Below are 14,835 nucleotides of genomic sequence, written 5' to 3'. Positions count from 1 at the left end.
GGTGTACCTGCGTCGCCTGGCGGTCGCGGACTTCCGATCCTGGGAACGCGCCGAGCTCGAGCTGGAACCCGGGGTCACGGTTCTGGTCGGGTCGAACGGTGTCGGCAAGACCAACCTGGTCGAGGCCATCGGCTACCTGTCGACGCTGGGATCGCACCGGGTGGCCACCGACGCACCGCTCGTCCGCCGCGGTGCCGACCGGGCGATCGTCCGCGGACTGGTGGTCCACCGGGGCCGGGAGCTGGGCGTCGAACTGGAGATCACACCGGGCCGGGCCAACCGGGCGCGGGTCAACCGGGCCCCGGTGGCGCGGCCGCGTGACGTGCTGGGGATCCTGCGCAGCGTGCTGTTCGCGCCGGAGGATCTGGCCCTGGTCCGCGGCGATCCCGGGGAGCGTCGCCGTTTCCTCGACGACCTGCTCGTCGCTCGCTTTCCGCGGTTCGCCGCGGTGCGCACGGACTACGACCGGGTGCTGCGTCAGCGCTCGGCGTTGCTCAAGACCGCCCGTGCGGGTGGTGACCTGCGCACGCTCGACGTGTGGGACGGCCATCTCGCACGGCACGGTGCCCAGCTGCTGGCGGGGCGCCTCGAGCTGGTCGCCGGGCTGGCGCCACTGGCCGAGGAGGCGTTCGCCGAGGTCGCACCGACCTCGGATCCGGTCACGCTGGTCTACCGGTCCAGTCTGGACGGGGAGTTGGCGCCCGCGGCCGGTGAGCTGGAGGCGATGCTCCTCGAGCAGCTGGCCCGGGTGCGCCGCCAGGAGGTGGAGCGGGGTGTCTGCCTGGTCGGCCCGCACCGCGACGACCTGGACCTGCGGCTCGGCGAAGGCCCGGCCAAGGGGTATGCGAGCCATGGTGAGTCCTGGGCGCTGGCCCTGGCGCTGCGGTTGGCGTCGTACCGGTTGCTGCAGGCCGACGACGTCGAGCCGGTGCTGATCCTCGACGACGTGTTCGCCGAGCTCGACAGCCGTCGCCGGCGGGCCCTGGCCGCGGTGGCCGCCCGGGCGGAGCAGGTCATCATCACCGCGGCGGTTGCGGAGGACGTTCCGGCCGAACTGGCCGGGGCCCGGTTTGCGGTGGGCGGCGGATCCGTCGTCCGTACGGTGGCCGGGCCTGCCGATGATGCGGAGACGAACGCGTCCTGACGAGGGACGGAACAGCGGGGGGCGAGGGTGTGCACGGCGGGACCTTCCTGGGGACAAAGTTGTGGATACTGTGGATAACTCGCGTTCCGCTGGTGATGACTGGACGGATCGACCGTCCAAAGACGCCGGAGAGCCGCCGAGCGTGAGCGAGCCGGGCCACTCTGTCCCCAACCCTGGGGACAGCGACGGCTCGACCACTCGTCGTGGGTCGGACCTGGCGCGGGAGGCGTTGCGGGCCGCGCGCGAGGCCTCCGCGCAGCGAGCGGCCGAACGGGGTGGGACCCGCAAGCGTCCCGGTGCGGGGCGGGGCCGTCGACGGCGCTGGTCGGGGCCGGGGCCCGACGACCGGGACCCGCAGCCGTTCGGCCGGCTGATCTCCCGGGTGGCGATGGACCGCGGCTGGTCGCCGCGGCTGACCGACGCCACCGTCCTCAGCCGCTGGCCTCAGCTCGTCGGGTCCGACGTCGCCGACCACTGCACGCCGGTCTCGCTGCGCGACGGGGAGCTGACCCTGCAGGCGGAGTCGACGGCCTGGGCGACCCAGCTGCGCACCCTGCAGCGTCAGTTGCTGGGCCGGTTGGCCGCCGCGGTCGGGCCGGACGTGGTGCGCAGGATCCGGGTGGTCGGCCCGAGCGGGCCGTCGTGGCGGCACGGACCCCGTCACGTGCGTGGGCGCGGACCACGGGACACGTACGGCTGACGGGCCGCCCCGCGCGGAGACGCGTGCGGCGGCCCAGGAATCCGCAGGCCTCGCGCGTCGTTGTACCAAGTGTGACCTGCCGCGCTGGGCCCTCCGGCGTCCGGGCGGGCCATTCAGCGCGACGTGACGACGCGGCAGCCCGTTCACACCCCCGTTTCCGCAGTCGCGACCCGTCCTGGGGCGCGATCGGCGGTCTGTGACCGTTCTGGGGGTGTCCTAGCCGCCGTTCTGTCGGCGCGGACCAGTAGAATCAGGAGGGTGTTCTGAGCGGACCCCGATCCGCTCGGTCGAACGGCCGGTACCTCCCGCGCACCCGCGGGTGGGGCGGTCTCATGGCGAGGAGACAGTCAACCCGTGGTTGCGGAGAAGAAGAACGCTTACAGCGCGTCGTCGATCACTGTGCTCGAGGGCCTGGAGGCGGTCCGCAAGCGCCCCGGCATGTACATCGGTTCCACCGGTGAGCGGGGCCTGCACCACCTGATCTGGGAGGTCGTGGACAACGCCGTCGACGAGGCCATGGCCGGATACGCCAGCCGCGTCGAGGTGACCCTGCAGGACGACGGTGGGGTCCGCGTGACCGACGACGGCCGTGGCATCCCGGTCGACATGCACCCGGTGGAGAAGCGGCCCGCGGTCGAGCTGGTGCTCACCGTGCTGCACGCCGGCGGCAAGTTCGACGACAAGTCCTACGCGGTGTCCGGCGGCCTGCACGGTGTCGGTGTGTCCGTGGTCAACGCGCTGTCGAGCGCACTCGACGTCGAGATCCACCGGGACAAGAAGGTCTGGCGCCAGCACTACGAGCACTCGCGGCCCGGCCCGCTGCGCAAGGGCGAGGACACCATCCGCACCGGTACCTCGATCACGTTCTGGGCCGACCCGGACATCTTCGAGACGACGGCCTACAACCTCGAGACGATCTCGCGCCGGCTGCAGGAGATGGCGTTCCTCAACAAGGGGCTCACCATCGTGCTGCGCGACGAGCGCAACGGCGAGTCCGAAGAGGCGGCCGAGCCCGACGCCGAGGGTTACGTGGCGAAGGTGAAGGAGACGACCTTCCACTACCCGGGCGGGCTCGAGGACTTCGTCGCGCACCTCAACCGCAGCAAGGACCCGATCCACAAGAAGCTGGTCGCGTTCTCCGGTGAGGCCGAGAACCACCAGGTCGAGGTCGCGATGCAGTGGAACTCGGGTTACGCCGAGTCCGTCTACACGTTCGCGAACACGATCAATACGCACGAGGGCGGCACCCACGAGGAGGGCTTCCGCGCGGCGCTGACCACCACGGTCAACCGCTACGCGCGGGAGAAGAAGCTGCTCAAGGACAAGGACCCGGCGTTGTCGGGCGACGACATCCGCGAGGGCCTCGCGGCGATCGTGTCGGTGAAGGTCCGGGAGCCGCAGTTCGAGGGCCAGACGAAGACCAAGCTCGGCAACACCGAGGTGAAGTCGTTCGTGCAGCGGGTCAGCAACGAGTGGCTGGCCGACTGGTTCGAGCGCAACCCCACCGAGGCCAAGACGATCGTCAACAAGGCGGTACAGTCGGCGCAGGCCCGGCTGGCGGCGCGCAAGGCCCGTGAGCTGGTGCGCCGCAAGAGCGCCGGTGACATCGGTGGTCTGCCCGGCAAGCTGGCCGACTGCCGCTCGACCGACCCCAGCAAGTCCGAGGTGTACATCGTCGAGGGCGACTCGGCGGGTGGCTCGGCGAAGTCCGGCCGCGACTCGATGTTCCAGGCGATCCTGCCGATCCGCGGCAAGATCATCAACGTGGAGAAGGCCCGGATCGACCGGGTGCTCAAGAACACCGAGGTCCAGGCGATCATCACCGCGCTGGGCACCGGCATCCACGACGAGTTCGACCTGGCGAAGCTGCGGTACCACAAGATCGTGCTGATGGCCGACGCCGACGTCGACGGCCAGCACATCCGGACCCTGCTGCTGACCCTGCTGTTCCGGTTCATGCGTCCGCTGGTCGAGCACGGTCACGTGTTCCTCGCCCAGCCGCCGCTGTACAAGATCAAATGGGGTGGCCGGGGCGCGGAGCCGGAGTTCGCCTACTCCGACCGCGAGCGCGACGGCCTCATCGAGGCCGGCCGGGCCGCCGGTAAGAAGCTGCCGAAGGAAGAGGGCGTGCAGCGCTACAAGGGTCTGGGCGAGATGAACGCCAAGGAGCTGTGGGAGACCACGATGGACCCGGCTCACCGGGTGCTCCTGCAGGTGACCCTCGACGACGCCGCGACCGCCGACGAGCTGTTCTCCGTCCTGATGGGCGAGGACGTCGAGTCGCGCCGCTCCTTCATCACCCGCAACGCCAAGGACGTGCGGTTCCTGGACGTCTGAGATCCGCTCGCCGGATCGGGGCCCGGCTCCGACGACCTGACGAACGCGCCCAGTACTCCCTAGCCGCACGCGAACCAGAAGAAGGACCACGTGACCGACACCTTGCTGCCGCCGGAGGGCGACCGGATCGAACCGGTCGACATCCAGCAGGAGATGCAGCGTTCCTACATCGACTACGCGATGAGCGTGATCGTGGGGCGGGCGCTGCCGCTGGTCGAGGACGGACTCAAGCCGGTGCACCGGCGCGTCCTGTACTCGATGGGCGAGAACGGATTCCGCCCCGACCGCGCGTACGTCAAGTGCGCGCGCGTCGTCGGTGAGGTGATGGGTAACTACCACCCGCACGGCGACTCGTCGATCTACGACGCGCTGGTGCGCCTGGCCCAGCCGTGGTCGATGCGCTACCCGCTGATCGACGGCCAGGGCAACTTCGGCTCCCGGGGCAACGACCCCGCCGCGGCCATGCGCTACACCGAGTGCCGCCTGTCGCCGCTCGCCATGGCGATGCTGCAGGACATCGACGAGGACACCGTCGACTTCCTGGACAACTACGACGGCAAGACCCAGGAGCCGGTGGTCCTGCCGTCGCGGGTGCCGAACCTGCTGATCAACGGCAGTGCCGGCATCGCGGTCGGCATGGCCACCAACATCCCGCCGCACAACCTGCGCGAGGTCGGCGACGGTGTGGTCTGGGCGCTGGAGAACCCCGAGGCCTCCGACGAGGAGCTCCTCACCGCGCTCATGCAGCGGATCCAGGGGCCGGACTTCCCGACCGCCGGCCTGATCGTCGGGCGCGACGGCATCGAGTCCGCCTACCGGACCGGCCGCGGCTCGGTCCGGATGCGCGCGGTGGTGGAGGCCGAGGAGGACGCCAAGGGCCGGACCGTCCTCGTCGTCACCGAGCTGCCGTACCAGGTCAACCCGGACAACCTGATCGAGTCGATCGCCGGGATGATCCGCGACGGCAAGCTGGCCGGCATCTCCGAGATCAACGACGAGTCGTCCGACCGCATCGGCATGCGCATCGTGTTCACGCTCAAGCGCGACGCGGTGGCCAAGGTCGTGCTGAACAACCTGTACAAGCACACCCAGCTGCAGTACAGCTTCGGCGTCAACATGCTGGCGATCGTCGACGGCGTGCCGCGCACGCTGCGGCTCGACCAGGTGGTGCGCAACTACATCCGCCACCAGATCGAGGTCATCGTCCGGCGCACCCGCTACCGGCTGCGCAAGGCCGAGGAGCGGGCCCACATCCTGCGTGGCCTGGTCAAGGCCCTCGACGCGCTCGACGAGGTCATCGCGCTCATCCGCGCGTCGCAGACCGTCGACGTCGCACGGGCCGGCCTGATCGACCTGCTCGGCGTCGACGAGGTGCAGGCCCAGGCCATCCTGGACATGCAGCTGCGGCGCCTCGCCGCCCTGGAGCGTCAGAAGATCATCGACGAGCTCGCCGAGATCGAGCGCGAGATCGCCGACCTCGAGGACATCCTGGCGCGGCCGGAGCGGCAGCGCCGGATCGTCCGCGACGAGCTCATCGAGATCGTCGAGAAGCACGGCGACGACCGGCGGACCCGGCTGATCGCCGACGACGGTGACGTCACCAACGAGGACCTCATCGCGGTCGAGGACGTGGTCGTCACGATCACGCAGACCGGTTACGCGAAGCGGACCAAGACCGACCTGTACAGGGCGCAGAAGCGCGGCGGGAAGGGCGTGCAGGGTGCGGCGCTGAAGCAGGACGACATCGTCGCCCACTTCTTCGTCTGCTCGACGCACGACTGGATCCTGTTCTTCACGAACAAGGGCCGCGTGTACCGGTTGAAGGCGTACGAGCTGCCGGAGGCCAACCGCAGCGCCCGCGGCCAGCACGTGGCGAACCTGCTGGCGCTGCAGCCGGACGAGCACATCGCCCAGGTCATGCAGATCAAGGACTACAACGCGGCGCCGTACCTGGTGCTCGCCACCCGCACGGGGCTGGTGAAGAAGTCCAAGCTCACGGACTTCGACTCCAACCGCAGCGGCGGCCTGATCGGCATCAACCTGCGCGAGGACGACGAGCTCGTCGGGGCCGTGCTCGCCGGGCCCGAGGACGACCTGCTGCTGGTCTCGGCCGAGGGGCAGTCGATCCGGTTCACCGCCACCGACGAGGCGCTGCGGCCGATGGGCCGGGCGACCTCCGGGGTGCTGGGCATGCGGTTCAACGACGGCGACCGGCTGCTGTCCATCGGCGTGGTCCAGCCCGAGAAGTTCGTGCTGGTGGCCACCGCCGGCGGGTACGCGAAGCGGACGCCGATCGAGGACTACCCGGTGCAGGGCCGCGGCGGCAAGGGCGTGCTGACCCTCCAGTACGACCGTCGACGTGGCACCCTGGTCGGCGCGCTCATCGTCGGCATCGACGACGAGCTGTACGCGATCACCTCGACCGGAGGGGTGATCCGGACATCGGCCCGCGAAGTGCGCAAGGCCGGTCGGCAGACCAAGGGGGTTCGGCTGATGAACCTCGGCGACAGCGCCACCCTGCTGGCGGTCGCGCGCAATGTCGAGGACGATGCGGACGACCCTGAGTTGACCGGCTCCAAGAGCTGATCAGCGAGCCGAGCATCGAGGAGACCGCCACCTCGTGAGCGAGAAGAAGAACAGCCCGCAGGATCCGGGCGGCGCCCGCAGCGGGGGGCCCGTCGCGACCGGTGACGAGGCGAAACCGGAAGCGACCGCTCCCGGTAACGGCAAGGCCACCGGCAACGGGACCGCCGATGCCGGGTCCCCCGGGCAGCCGACGACCGCCGAGGGAGCCGGGACGGCTGCGACGAACGCAGCCTCCCCGGCCCCCAACGGGACTGCGACTGTCGACGCCGCAGGTGGGGGAGTGGCCGCTGCCCACGGCCGATCGTCGAAGGGCACCCGGCCGGGCAATGGTGCGGCCGTTTCGAAGCCGTCACCCACATCGAAGTCCACCGCGGCCCCGGGTGGTTCGGCTGCTGCCGTGGGAGCGGACGAAACGACGCGCCCGTCCGGGTCGCCGACCGATGAGGTGCCCGCTCCGCGACCGGTCGCGACCGGCGCTCCGGCTGCGGACGGCGCGGAGGGCGTCCCGGCCCCCGGGCCGGTCCCGTCGCCGGGCCCCGGGGCCGCCGCCCCGCCGCCGTGGCGCCGCGTACCGGGCGAGGACGGCGCCCCGCCGCCGGAGCCCGCCGCCCCGGTCGCGGGCGGCCTGCTGGACGCGCCGACGACCTACATCGAGCGGCCCTCCGGCGAACCACCCTCGGCCGGCCCCGGCCCGGCGCCCGGCGGCGCCCAGGGCGGAGGATCGACCACCGGCGAGAGCGGCTGGTCGGCCGTCCGCGCGGTCCGCAACCGGCCTCCCCGGCAGGCGGCGCTACAGCTCAAGCGGCTCGACCCGTGGTCGGTACTCAAGCTCGCCCTGGTGCTCGCCGTCGTGCTGTTCTTCATCTGGCTCGTCGGGGTGGGCGTTCTCTACGGCGTGCTGGACGGCATGGGCGTCTGGGACCGCCTGAACGGCACCTACAACGACCTGGTCTCCGGTGAGACGCAGTCCGCCGGTGCCCTCATCAGCGCCGGGCGGGTCTTCGGCCTGGCCGCTGTGGTGGGAGCGATCAACAGCCTGTTGTTCGCCGTGGCGATCACCGTCGGGGCGTTCGTCTACAACGTGTCGGCCGACCTCGTCGGGGGTATCGAGGTCACGCTTTCGGAGCGCGACTGACCTGCAGGTTCCTGTCTCCGCACCGGCTCCGGGGTAGCAAACCGGAGCCGGTGTGAGCGGGCGTCGGAGGCTCCGGTAAGGTCTTCCCTGCCGCAAGGGCCCATAGCTCAGTTGGTTAGAGCGCGTCGCTGATAACGACGAGGTCGCTGGTTCAAATCCAGCTGGGCCCACTCCCATCGCCGGGACAGGCAAGGACGTGATCTCCATGAAGAAGCTGCTTGCTCTTGCCGCCGCTGCTGGGGCCGCTTTCCTGGTCCTGTCCAAGGTCTGCGCCTCCCGCTCGGAGTCCGACCTCTGGCACGAGGCCACCACCCGCTGAGCACCAGCCACGCCCTGAGCGGGTAACGTCACGCGCTCAGCACGGGGACGTAGCTCAATTGGCAGAGCACTGCCTTTGCAAGGCAGGGGTTAGGGGTTCGATTCCCCTCGTCTCCACTCCGAACGCTCGGTCCATCGCGTCCGCCGCGCTGTCGAGCTGGCCGTCGAGGACGTGGGCGTAGGTGTCCATCGTGAGCCGGAACGTCGAGTGTCCGAGCACCTCCATCACCGTCCGCTAGTCGACGTCCCTCGGCGATCAGGTAGGTCCCGCAGGCGTGCCGGAGATCGTGTAGATGCAGCCGGTCCAGCTCCGCATCTGCCCGGATCTGTGCGGAGCGCCTGCTCAGGTGCCGCGGCTCGATCGGCGTCCCGACCGACGAGGCGAACACCAACCTGATCGTCCCACGGGGGGCCGGCGGCGAGACGTTCCTTGGCCTGCCGGACGCGCTGGCGCTGCAACGCCGTGACCGCGACGTGCGGGAGCCGGATCCGGCGCAGTGACCTGCGGGTCTTCGGCTCCGTGATACGCGGCGCTCCTCCTGAGTGCTGAATAATTGTCCTCACGACGAGAATGCGTTCGTCCAGGTCGACGTTCGAGCAGCGCAGTCCCAGCAGCTCACCGCGGCGCAGCCCGAGCGGCACGGCGAGGACGAAGGCGTCCGCGAGCCGGTCACCCTCGGCGGCGGCGAACAACTGCCGGATCTCCGTCGGTGTCGGTACCCGGCGTTCCGCAGCCGCACCGCTCGGGATCTTGACCGCCTTGGCGACGTTGTCGTCGGTGAACTCGGCGAGCTGGTCCGCGACGCCGAACAGCTCGGCCTCTGCCAGCGCCGATGAGCGAAACGCCACGAGGTTGCCAGTCGCTTCGGAGTATCCGTGTCCCGCAGAAACCGCGTCCCGTCCAGCGGATGGAAGCCCGTCTCCGCCGGCTCTGGGGCCACGTCTCTTCGGCAGCCGCAAGGGCGCCTACGGCGTCGCTGCGCGATGGCTGCGCGACCCGAGGTTCGATCGTGACCTACCGGCGGAGTTTGGCGGCCGGGCGGGCAGGGAAAGCGACTCCGTGGGGGCACGGCCGGTTGTCTGGGCGTCGGTGTCGTGCGTCGCGGCGCTGCTGCTCACCGGTTGCTCCGGGGTCCGGCAGGACGCGGTCACGCGCAGCGCGGCGGCGTTCACGGCGGCGGTCGCCGCGGGCAACGCTGGCGCCGCGTGCGCCCAGCTCACCCCGGCCACCCGCGCGGAGCTGGAATGGCGTTTCTCGGCGCCGTGCGCGGCGGCCCTCGGTGAGCTGAGGTTGCCCGTCGGCACCGGGCCGGTGGCTGCGGTGAGCGTGTGGGGCGGGTCGGCGCAGGTGCGGCTGGCCGACGACACGCTGTTCCTGTCCGAGACCGCCGGGGGGTGGAAGGTCGCCGCCGCCGGCTGTCAGGAGCAGGGCGAGGCGCCGTACCGCTGCGAGCTGGAGGGGCCGTGAGAAGCGTGCGCGTGGTGTTCGTGGGGTACTTGGTGCTGATCGTGGTCGGGCTGGCCTACTTCGCTGTGCTCGGGGTGCTGCACCGATGAAGCGTGCGCTGCGCGACAACGGGCTGAGCCTGGCGTTCGGGTTGCTGTTCCTGGCCGCCCTGGTCGGCCAGGCGTTCGCCGGGCAGGCCGATTTCAACGACCGGCAGCTCGCGCAGGGCGCCGAGCAGGTCACGCTGATCGACTACGTGACCTCCTCGGACTTCGGCGTCGACGTGGTGGAGAACTGGCAGTCGGAGTACCTGCAGTTCTTCCTCTACATCTTCGGGACCGTATGGCTGGTACAGCGTGGATCGCCGGAGTCGAAGAACCTGGACGAGGCCGGCCTCGAATCGGACCGGGCCCAGAAGGTGGGCCGGTTCGCCGGCCCGGAGTCTCCCCGCTGGGCGGCGACCGCCGACTGGCGCACCACCGTGTTCTCCCGCTCGCTGGGCCTGCTCATGGGTGGCATCTTCCTGCTGTCCTGGGCGGTCATGTCGGTCGCGGGCTGGGCCGCCTACAACGCCGAGCGGCTCGGTCAGCGCCAGGACGCGGTCTCCTGGCTGAGCTATGTCGGTTCTGCGGACTTCTGGAACCGCACGCTGCAGAACTGGCAGTCCGAATTGCTGGCCGTCGGGTCCATGGCGATCTTCGCGGTGTTCCTGCGTCAACGGGGTTCCCCCGAGTCCAAACCGGTCGGCGACCCCCACACCACCACTGCCGACACCGGCTGAGCGAGGCCTGCGCGCGAGCCGACCGGTCACCGTCGCCGGATCACCCCTGGCCCGAACCGGGCGCAACAGGGACAAGACCCCTCACCACGTTCGCCGTGGACGAGTCGTGGCACGGTCGTGCTCGGGCCCTGCGTGTGCTGGGGGCCGGTCGGTCGATCACGGCGGTGTATCGGTGATCCGTACCGCGCGGCGGCAGCTCCAGACCGCCCGCGCCGCCCCGGTCTTCACCGGGCCGCGGGCCGACACCGGCATGAGCATCCCGATCGCTTCCCCGACGGTCGAGGCCATCGGCAGTGCGACCTCCAGCTCGGTCATCCTGACTATGCGTCGTACTGCCGTGGGGGCAGCGGCGAGCACAAGGATTGCACCGGCCTTCTGAAGGCGGTCGAGGAGTTCGAGCAGCACCGTAAGCCCTGCCGCCGTCAGCCACCGCACCCCCGACAGGTCGAGGACGACATTGCGACTCGGCACGCTCAGCAGGCCCTCGCGCAACTCGGGAGCTGAGGCGAGGTCGATGTCGCCGACAATTACCACCAGCGTCACCGAACCGATCGTGCTGGTTCGGACGGTCGGTGAAGACATGGCGCACCTCGGAGACAAGAAGGTCGGAGATGGCCGCGCTGCGGGACCGCGGGTAAAGATACGACGCGTGCCCGCCGCCCACCAGCGCTCCGCGTGGGGCACTGGGTCGTCGGAGCGCTCCGTGCCCGTCAATCCTGTGGCGAGCCGCCTTTGATGATTCGCCTCCACCGGGAGCCCTGCTCTCAGACGGGTCGTTCCGATGGCCGACCAGAACATCCCCACCCTCACCTCCGCTGCAGCGGCGGTCGAGTTGCAGGAGTTGCTCCTGGCCACGGAGGACATCGGCGACTTCCTGCAGGAAATCGCCACGCTCGCGGTCGCCGTGCTGTCCGGTGATCTGTCCTGCGACATCACCGTGCGCCGCAACCACCACGCGATGACCGTCGCCAACAGCGACACCCGCGCCAGCCAGCTCGACGAGGTGCAGTACGGCCACGACCAGGGCCCGTGCCTGGCCAGCCTAAACACCGACGAGGTCGTCGTCATCGACGACCTCGCCGACGACGACCGGTGGAGGGCCTACCAGATGCCGGCGCTGGCCCACGGCATCCGCTCGTCCCTGTCGCTTCCCCTGCACACCGGCGGCCAGCCGATCGGAGCGCTCAATATCTACTCCCCGCACCCTGGCACGTTCGGCCCACAGGAACAGCTCGTCGCCCGGCGGTTCGCCGACGAAGCGTCTCGGGCACTTGCGCTCGCGGTCCGGCTGGCCGAGCGCACCGAGATGTCCGAGCACCTGCAGGCCGCGCTCTCCTCCCGGGCCGTGATCGACCAGGCCCTCGGGATCGTCATGGGCCAGAACGAGTGCACCGCCGACCAGGCGTTCGACCTCCTCCGCCAGATCGCCGCAGAGGTCATCACCGCGGTCAGCGGACAACCCCCCGCCGACACCCCCGGCTTCTCCTGACGGCCGCAGTAGGAAAGCAGTAGGAAAGCGGCCCGGCACCGGCTCAGCGGCAGGACGGGACGGATCGTCGCTCAAGTCGCGCGGACTCACTTGGACCGGGCGGAGCCGGGCAGCTACTAAGGAGATCGAGGGCGGGCAGTTTCTGCAGGCGTCGGAGCGCGGAAATGGCCTGGCTTTTGAGGTCGTCCTGGCTGGTGACGCCGGTCTTTCCGATGCGGTCGTGCGTGACGTTTCTTCCAGACCCACTCCTCGGGGTCGCGTTCGGGGGAGTACCCGGGCAGGAAGAACAGCGTGAGCCGGCCGCCGGTGGAGGCGACGAACTCGGTGGCGGCCTTGGCCGGGGGGCCGGATGGCCGTCGACGACGAGGAAGACGGGCCCACCTCCGGTCCTCTCGGCGTGCACGACCGGGGTTCGACCGGCCGGCGCCCAGGTGGTGCCGGCGTGGTCGTCCGAGCGGACCCCGGCCTCGTTTCGCCGCCACCAGAACAGCCACTGCTGCGCAACCGAGCGGTCGAGCTCCTCGCTGCTGATCACAGGTGCCCGGCGGACCCCGTCCCACATCCCGACGCCACGCTGCTGATCAGCAATGCCGTACATCACGAGCGGCCCTGTTCACGCGGGCCGGGCTTCGGGCTCGCCGTCACGCGATGCGGAGCCGGGAGCGTGCTCCGGTGGCGCGTCGAGTCACACCTTCTCCCCGTGGGCGCCCCGCGCGGAGTGATCGTCGGGTGGATGGCTACGAGCCGTCGCTTGAGGATCGGGGGCAGCGCCCTCGGCCTCGGCTCTGCTCGTCCTGGTGGCTCGGCGCGCGACCGTCACGACCCTGCGGAGTCCCACCTTGCCGGCGAGCAGCCGCGCGACATCCGCTGCCGCGATGCGAGCCAAGTCCTTGCTGTCTGAAGACGTCATCTCAGCGCCCTTTACCCACCCGTGGTGAGCGCTAAACCCGGATCTCGTGGGCCGACCGGCGCTGTCACTGGCCCAGGGCCGGTAGGTCTGGCTCCGGGGCATCTGCAGCGTGGCCGAGCACGACGGGCTGCCGATCTGTTCACCCGCGCCGGCACCTCGAGCGGTCAGCGTTTCGTGACGATGGTCGTCACCGGCAGTCCGAAACGGCGTTCGACCTGATTCGGCAGGTCCGCCTTGAGCCAACGCGAGAAGCGATGGGGCAGCGTCGCCACGATGATCTCGTCGAACTGACGATCCGCGAGCACGTTGTCGATGCCCTCGAGCGGGTTCGCGCTCCCCAGATTGCCCTCGACCTTGACCCCCGCCGCGGAGAGGTCGACCAGCATCCGGTCCAGCCGCTGCCTGGCCAAGGCCGTTGCCTCCTCGTCGCTCTCGGGGCGGCCGTAGTCGGCCGCCATGCTGGGCATGGGCACGAGACCCCCGGCAGCGGGCACCACGTGGTAGTGCGCCGCGCTGGTGTTCGGGACGAGTACGAAAAAGCTGCTGGGTCCTGCCTCGACCCGCTTGCGGAGCTCGTCCCGCAACTCCGCAGCCTCCAAGGTCTGATTCGCAACGACCAGGTACCTACGCATGAAGACCACCTATTCGGCCCGCATTGACACACGGTACGGGCCCATGGTATTGGCCTGACCGGGGCAGGTCTACGGACGAATGGGCGGTCGCGCCCGCTGCCGCTCTACCTGCGGCGATGTCGTGACGCGAGGATTCTCGTCATCGGGACGACAACCGGCGCAACCCCGTCCACTGCAGATCCGCGAGGACCGCGACGGCGCCCGCCTGAACCAGGACGAACGCGAGGCCGAGGGTCGTGAGTGCGGACCACCCGGCGGCAAGGCCCACCAGGCTCCCGAGCACCCACACGATGTTGAGCGCGACGACCACCCGGACCCCACCTGCTGCGACGACCGGCCTCGAGCCGAGCGCCAGGAGCGCCGCCGCGAAGACGACGAGGAACGCGCCGGCCCCACGGAGCAGCCCGGGGGAGATCCCGAGCAGCTCGGTCAGCAGAGGCGCGGCCGTGACCGCCGCGATGCCGAGCAGACCGGATGCGAGCGCGTCGAGCTGCAGCGCGGACCGCAGCAGCCGGGCGCGGCCGGCCGGCGCAGGACGAACCGGCGGAGAGGAAGGGGCGGTCATGGTGGCCTCCGTGGGGTCGGAATGCGCACACCATGACCGGGCGGCGTCGTCATGTCGATGACGCCTCAGGTAAAGCGCCAGGCCAGAAGGGTGGAAGCCCCCAGACGACGCGACGCGCCCCACGCGAACCCGTCAGGGATTCGCAGCGGGACGCGCCGCGTTCAGGTCCTGCCGGCCTTACTGGCCGATGCTGTGACCGCTGATCTGCGTGCCGTTCGCGGCCTGCTGCGCGAGCTCGGCGAACATGGTCGCGCTGTCGGCCGACGGCGACGGGCCGACGTTGTTGCTGCCGGCGAAGTCGGTCGCCCCCTCCTGCACCTGGCCGGCTGCGTCGGCGTTGCCGAACTGGCCGAAGGCGTCGGTGGCCGGGTTGCTCGGGATCTGCTCGGTGCCGAACTCCGGCGCGGAGGGCGCGGAGGGCGCCTCGGGCAGGCCGGCGGTGTGGAACCCGGTGCTCTCCGGGGCGGTCTGGGTCTCGACGTTCGGCATCTCGAACGAGAACAGCTCCGGGAGACCGGCGGCCTCGGCCGAGGGCGCGGCGGACTGCAGGTCGGCCAGCGCCTCCGGCGCAGAAGCGGCGTCCGGCGTGGTCAGGGCGTCGGCGCCCGGGGTGGCCGGGAGCTCAGGGGCGGTCGGCACGGCCGGGGCGGCGAACGCGTTGCCCGCGAGGCCCACACCGATGGCGGCGATGCCGGCGGCGGTGGCGGTCGTACGCAGGCTGCGGCGGGCGAGGCTGCTCATTGCAGATGATCCTTCCGATCGGGGGTGTCGGATGTCGCGACGGTGATCTT

Annotated in this window: 14 protein-coding genes and 2 tRNA genes; 11 read left to right on the top strand and 5 right to left on the bottom strand. The window is 70.4% G+C overall.

From position 1 onward, the window contains the following. Position 1: 1 nt before the first annotated feature. The 8 genes from recF (at position 2) to HF519_RS07915 (ending at position 8,337) form a co-directional block, all read left to right on the top strand. Positions 2-1,144, top strand: a complete 1,143-nt coding sequence (gene recF, locus HF519_RS07945; protein WP_169411650.1) for a DNA replication/repair protein RecF — start codon at positions 2-4, stop codon at positions 1,142-1,144. A 142-nt stretch (positions 1,145-1,286) separates the two neighbouring features. Further along, positions 1,287-1,844 carry a DciA family protein gene (locus HF519_RS07940; RefSeq protein WP_169411648.1) on the top strand — a complete coding sequence of 186 codons (558 nt, stop codon included), beginning with the start codon at positions 1,287-1,289 and terminating at the stop codon, positions 1,842-1,844. A gap of 354 nt (positions 1,845-2,198) precedes the next feature. Further along, positions 2,199-4,181, top strand: coding sequence for a DNA topoisomerase (ATP-hydrolyzing) subunit B (gene gyrB / locus HF519_RS07935; RefSeq protein ID WP_169411645.1), 1,983 nt, complete (start codon positions 2,199-2,201; stop codon positions 4,179-4,181). Positions 4,182-4,271: 90 nt separating this feature from the next. Then, positions 4,272-6,767, top strand: coding sequence for a DNA gyrase subunit A (gene gyrA, locus HF519_RS07930; protein WP_169411643.1), 2,496 nt, complete (start codon positions 4,272-4,274; stop codon positions 6,765-6,767). A gap of 397 nt (positions 6,768-7,164) precedes the next feature. Then, positions 7,165-7,902 (top strand): DUF3566 domain-containing protein, encoded by a 738-nt coding sequence (locus HF519_RS32740; protein WP_312859965.1) that lies wholly within the window; start codon positions 7,165-7,167, stop codon positions 7,900-7,902. Between the two features lie 96 nt (positions 7,903-7,998). Next, positions 7,999-8,072: transfer RNA gene (locus HF519_RS07920), tRNA-Ile, on the top strand. 35 nt (positions 8,073-8,107) lie between these two features. Continuing rightward, positions 8,108-8,221, top strand: a complete 114-nt coding sequence (locus tag HF519_RS30320) for a DLW-39 family protein (protein WP_211169693.1) — start codon at positions 8,108-8,110, stop codon at positions 8,219-8,221. Between the two features lie 43 nt (positions 8,222-8,264). Continuing rightward, positions 8,265-8,337: transfer RNA gene (locus tag HF519_RS07915), tRNA-Ala, on the top strand. A 108-nt stretch (positions 8,338-8,445) separates the two neighbouring features. Here HF519_RS07915 and HF519_RS07910 read toward each other — a convergent pair. Then, positions 8,446-9,069: a site-specific integrase gene (locus HF519_RS07910; RefSeq protein ID WP_211169692.1), complete on the bottom strand. Its 624-nt coding sequence runs from the start codon at positions 9,067-9,069 to the stop codon at positions 8,446-8,448. Between the two features lie 211 nt (positions 9,070-9,280). Between HF519_RS07910 and HF519_RS07905 the strand changes: the two genes are divergently transcribed. Both HF519_RS07905 and HF519_RS07900 read left to right on the top strand, forming a co-directional pair. Beyond that, on the top strand, positions 9,281-9,688 hold the full coding sequence (locus HF519_RS07905; protein ID WP_169411640.1) for a hypothetical protein: 408 nt from the start codon (positions 9,281-9,283) through the stop codon (positions 9,686-9,688). 85 nt (positions 9,689-9,773) lie between these two features. Beyond that, the gene (locus tag HF519_RS07900) at positions 9,774-10,448 is read left to right on the top strand and encodes a DUF6766 family protein (RefSeq protein WP_169411636.1); all 675 of its coding nucleotides are present in this window, start codon (positions 9,774-9,776) and stop codon (positions 10,446-10,448) included. 156 nt (positions 10,449-10,604) lie between these two features. Here HF519_RS07900 and HF519_RS07895 read toward each other — a convergent pair whose 3' ends face one another. Continuing rightward, complete coding sequence (locus HF519_RS07895; RefSeq protein ID WP_281358455.1) at positions 10,605-11,030, bottom strand: STAS domain-containing protein; 426 nt, start codon at positions 11,028-11,030, stop codon at positions 10,605-10,607. Between the two features lie 199 nt (positions 11,031-11,229). Between HF519_RS07895 and HF519_RS32240 the strand changes: the two genes are divergently transcribed. Further along, positions 11,230-11,937, top strand: a complete 708-nt coding sequence (locus HF519_RS32240; RefSeq protein WP_169411631.1) for a GAF and ANTAR domain-containing protein — start codon at positions 11,230-11,232, stop codon at positions 11,935-11,937. A gap of 1,074 nt (positions 11,938-13,011) precedes the next feature. Here HF519_RS32240 and HF519_RS07885 read toward each other — a convergent pair. From HF519_RS07885 to HF519_RS07875, 3 genes are all read right to left on the bottom strand, one after another. Then, the gene (locus tag HF519_RS07885; RefSeq protein ID WP_211169691.1) at positions 13,012-13,431 is read right to left on the bottom strand and encodes a hypothetical protein; all 420 of its coding nucleotides are present in this window, start codon (positions 13,429-13,431) and stop codon (positions 13,012-13,014) included. Positions 13,432-13,618: 187 nt separating this feature from the next. Further along, complete coding sequence (locus tag HF519_RS07880) at positions 13,619-14,044, bottom strand: hypothetical protein (RefSeq protein ID WP_169411625.1); 426 nt, start codon at positions 14,042-14,044, stop codon at positions 13,619-13,621. 177 nt (positions 14,045-14,221) lie between these two features. Then, positions 14,222-14,785, bottom strand: coding sequence for a hypothetical protein (locus HF519_RS07875; protein WP_169411623.1), 564 nt, complete (start codon positions 14,783-14,785; stop codon positions 14,222-14,224). Positions 14,786-14,835: the final 50 nt, after the last annotated feature.

It is taken from the genome of Pseudonocardia bannensis (genome assembly GCF_012911875.1).
Taxonomy (GTDB): Bacteria; Actinomycetota; Actinomycetes; order Mycobacteriales; family Pseudonocardiaceae; genus Pseudonocardia; species Pseudonocardia bannensis.
Note: the sequence above shows the minus strand (reverse complement) of the source record. Positions and strands in the feature narration are given on the sequence as shown.

What these genes read in the sequence shown, in the direction of transcription:
- HF519_RS30320 (WP_211169693.1), top strand. Translation starts at nt 8,108, where the DNA reads ATGAAGAAGCTGCTTGCTCTTGCCGCCGCTGCTGGGGCCGCTTTCCTG.
- HF519_RS07900 (WP_169411636.1), top strand. Translation starts at nt 9,774, where the DNA reads ATGAAGCGTGCGCTGCGCGACAACGGGCTGAGCCTGGCGTTCGGGTTG.
- HF519_RS07895 (WP_281358455.1), bottom strand. Translation starts at nt 11,030, where the DNA reads ATGTCTTCACCGACCGTCCGAACCAGCACGATCGGTTCGGTGACGCTG.
- HF519_RS32240 (WP_169411631.1), top strand. Translation starts at nt 11,230, where the DNA reads ATGGCCGACCAGAACATCCCCACCCTCACCTCCGCTGCAGCGGCGGTC.
- HF519_RS07880 (WP_169411625.1), bottom strand. Translation starts at nt 14,044, where the DNA reads ATGACCGCCCCTTCCTCTCCGCCGGTTCGTCCTGCGCCGGCCGGCCGC.
- HF519_RS07875 (WP_169411623.1), bottom strand. Translation starts at nt 14,785, where the DNA reads ATGAGCAGCCTCGCCCGCCGCAGCCTGCGTACGACCGCCACCGCCGCC.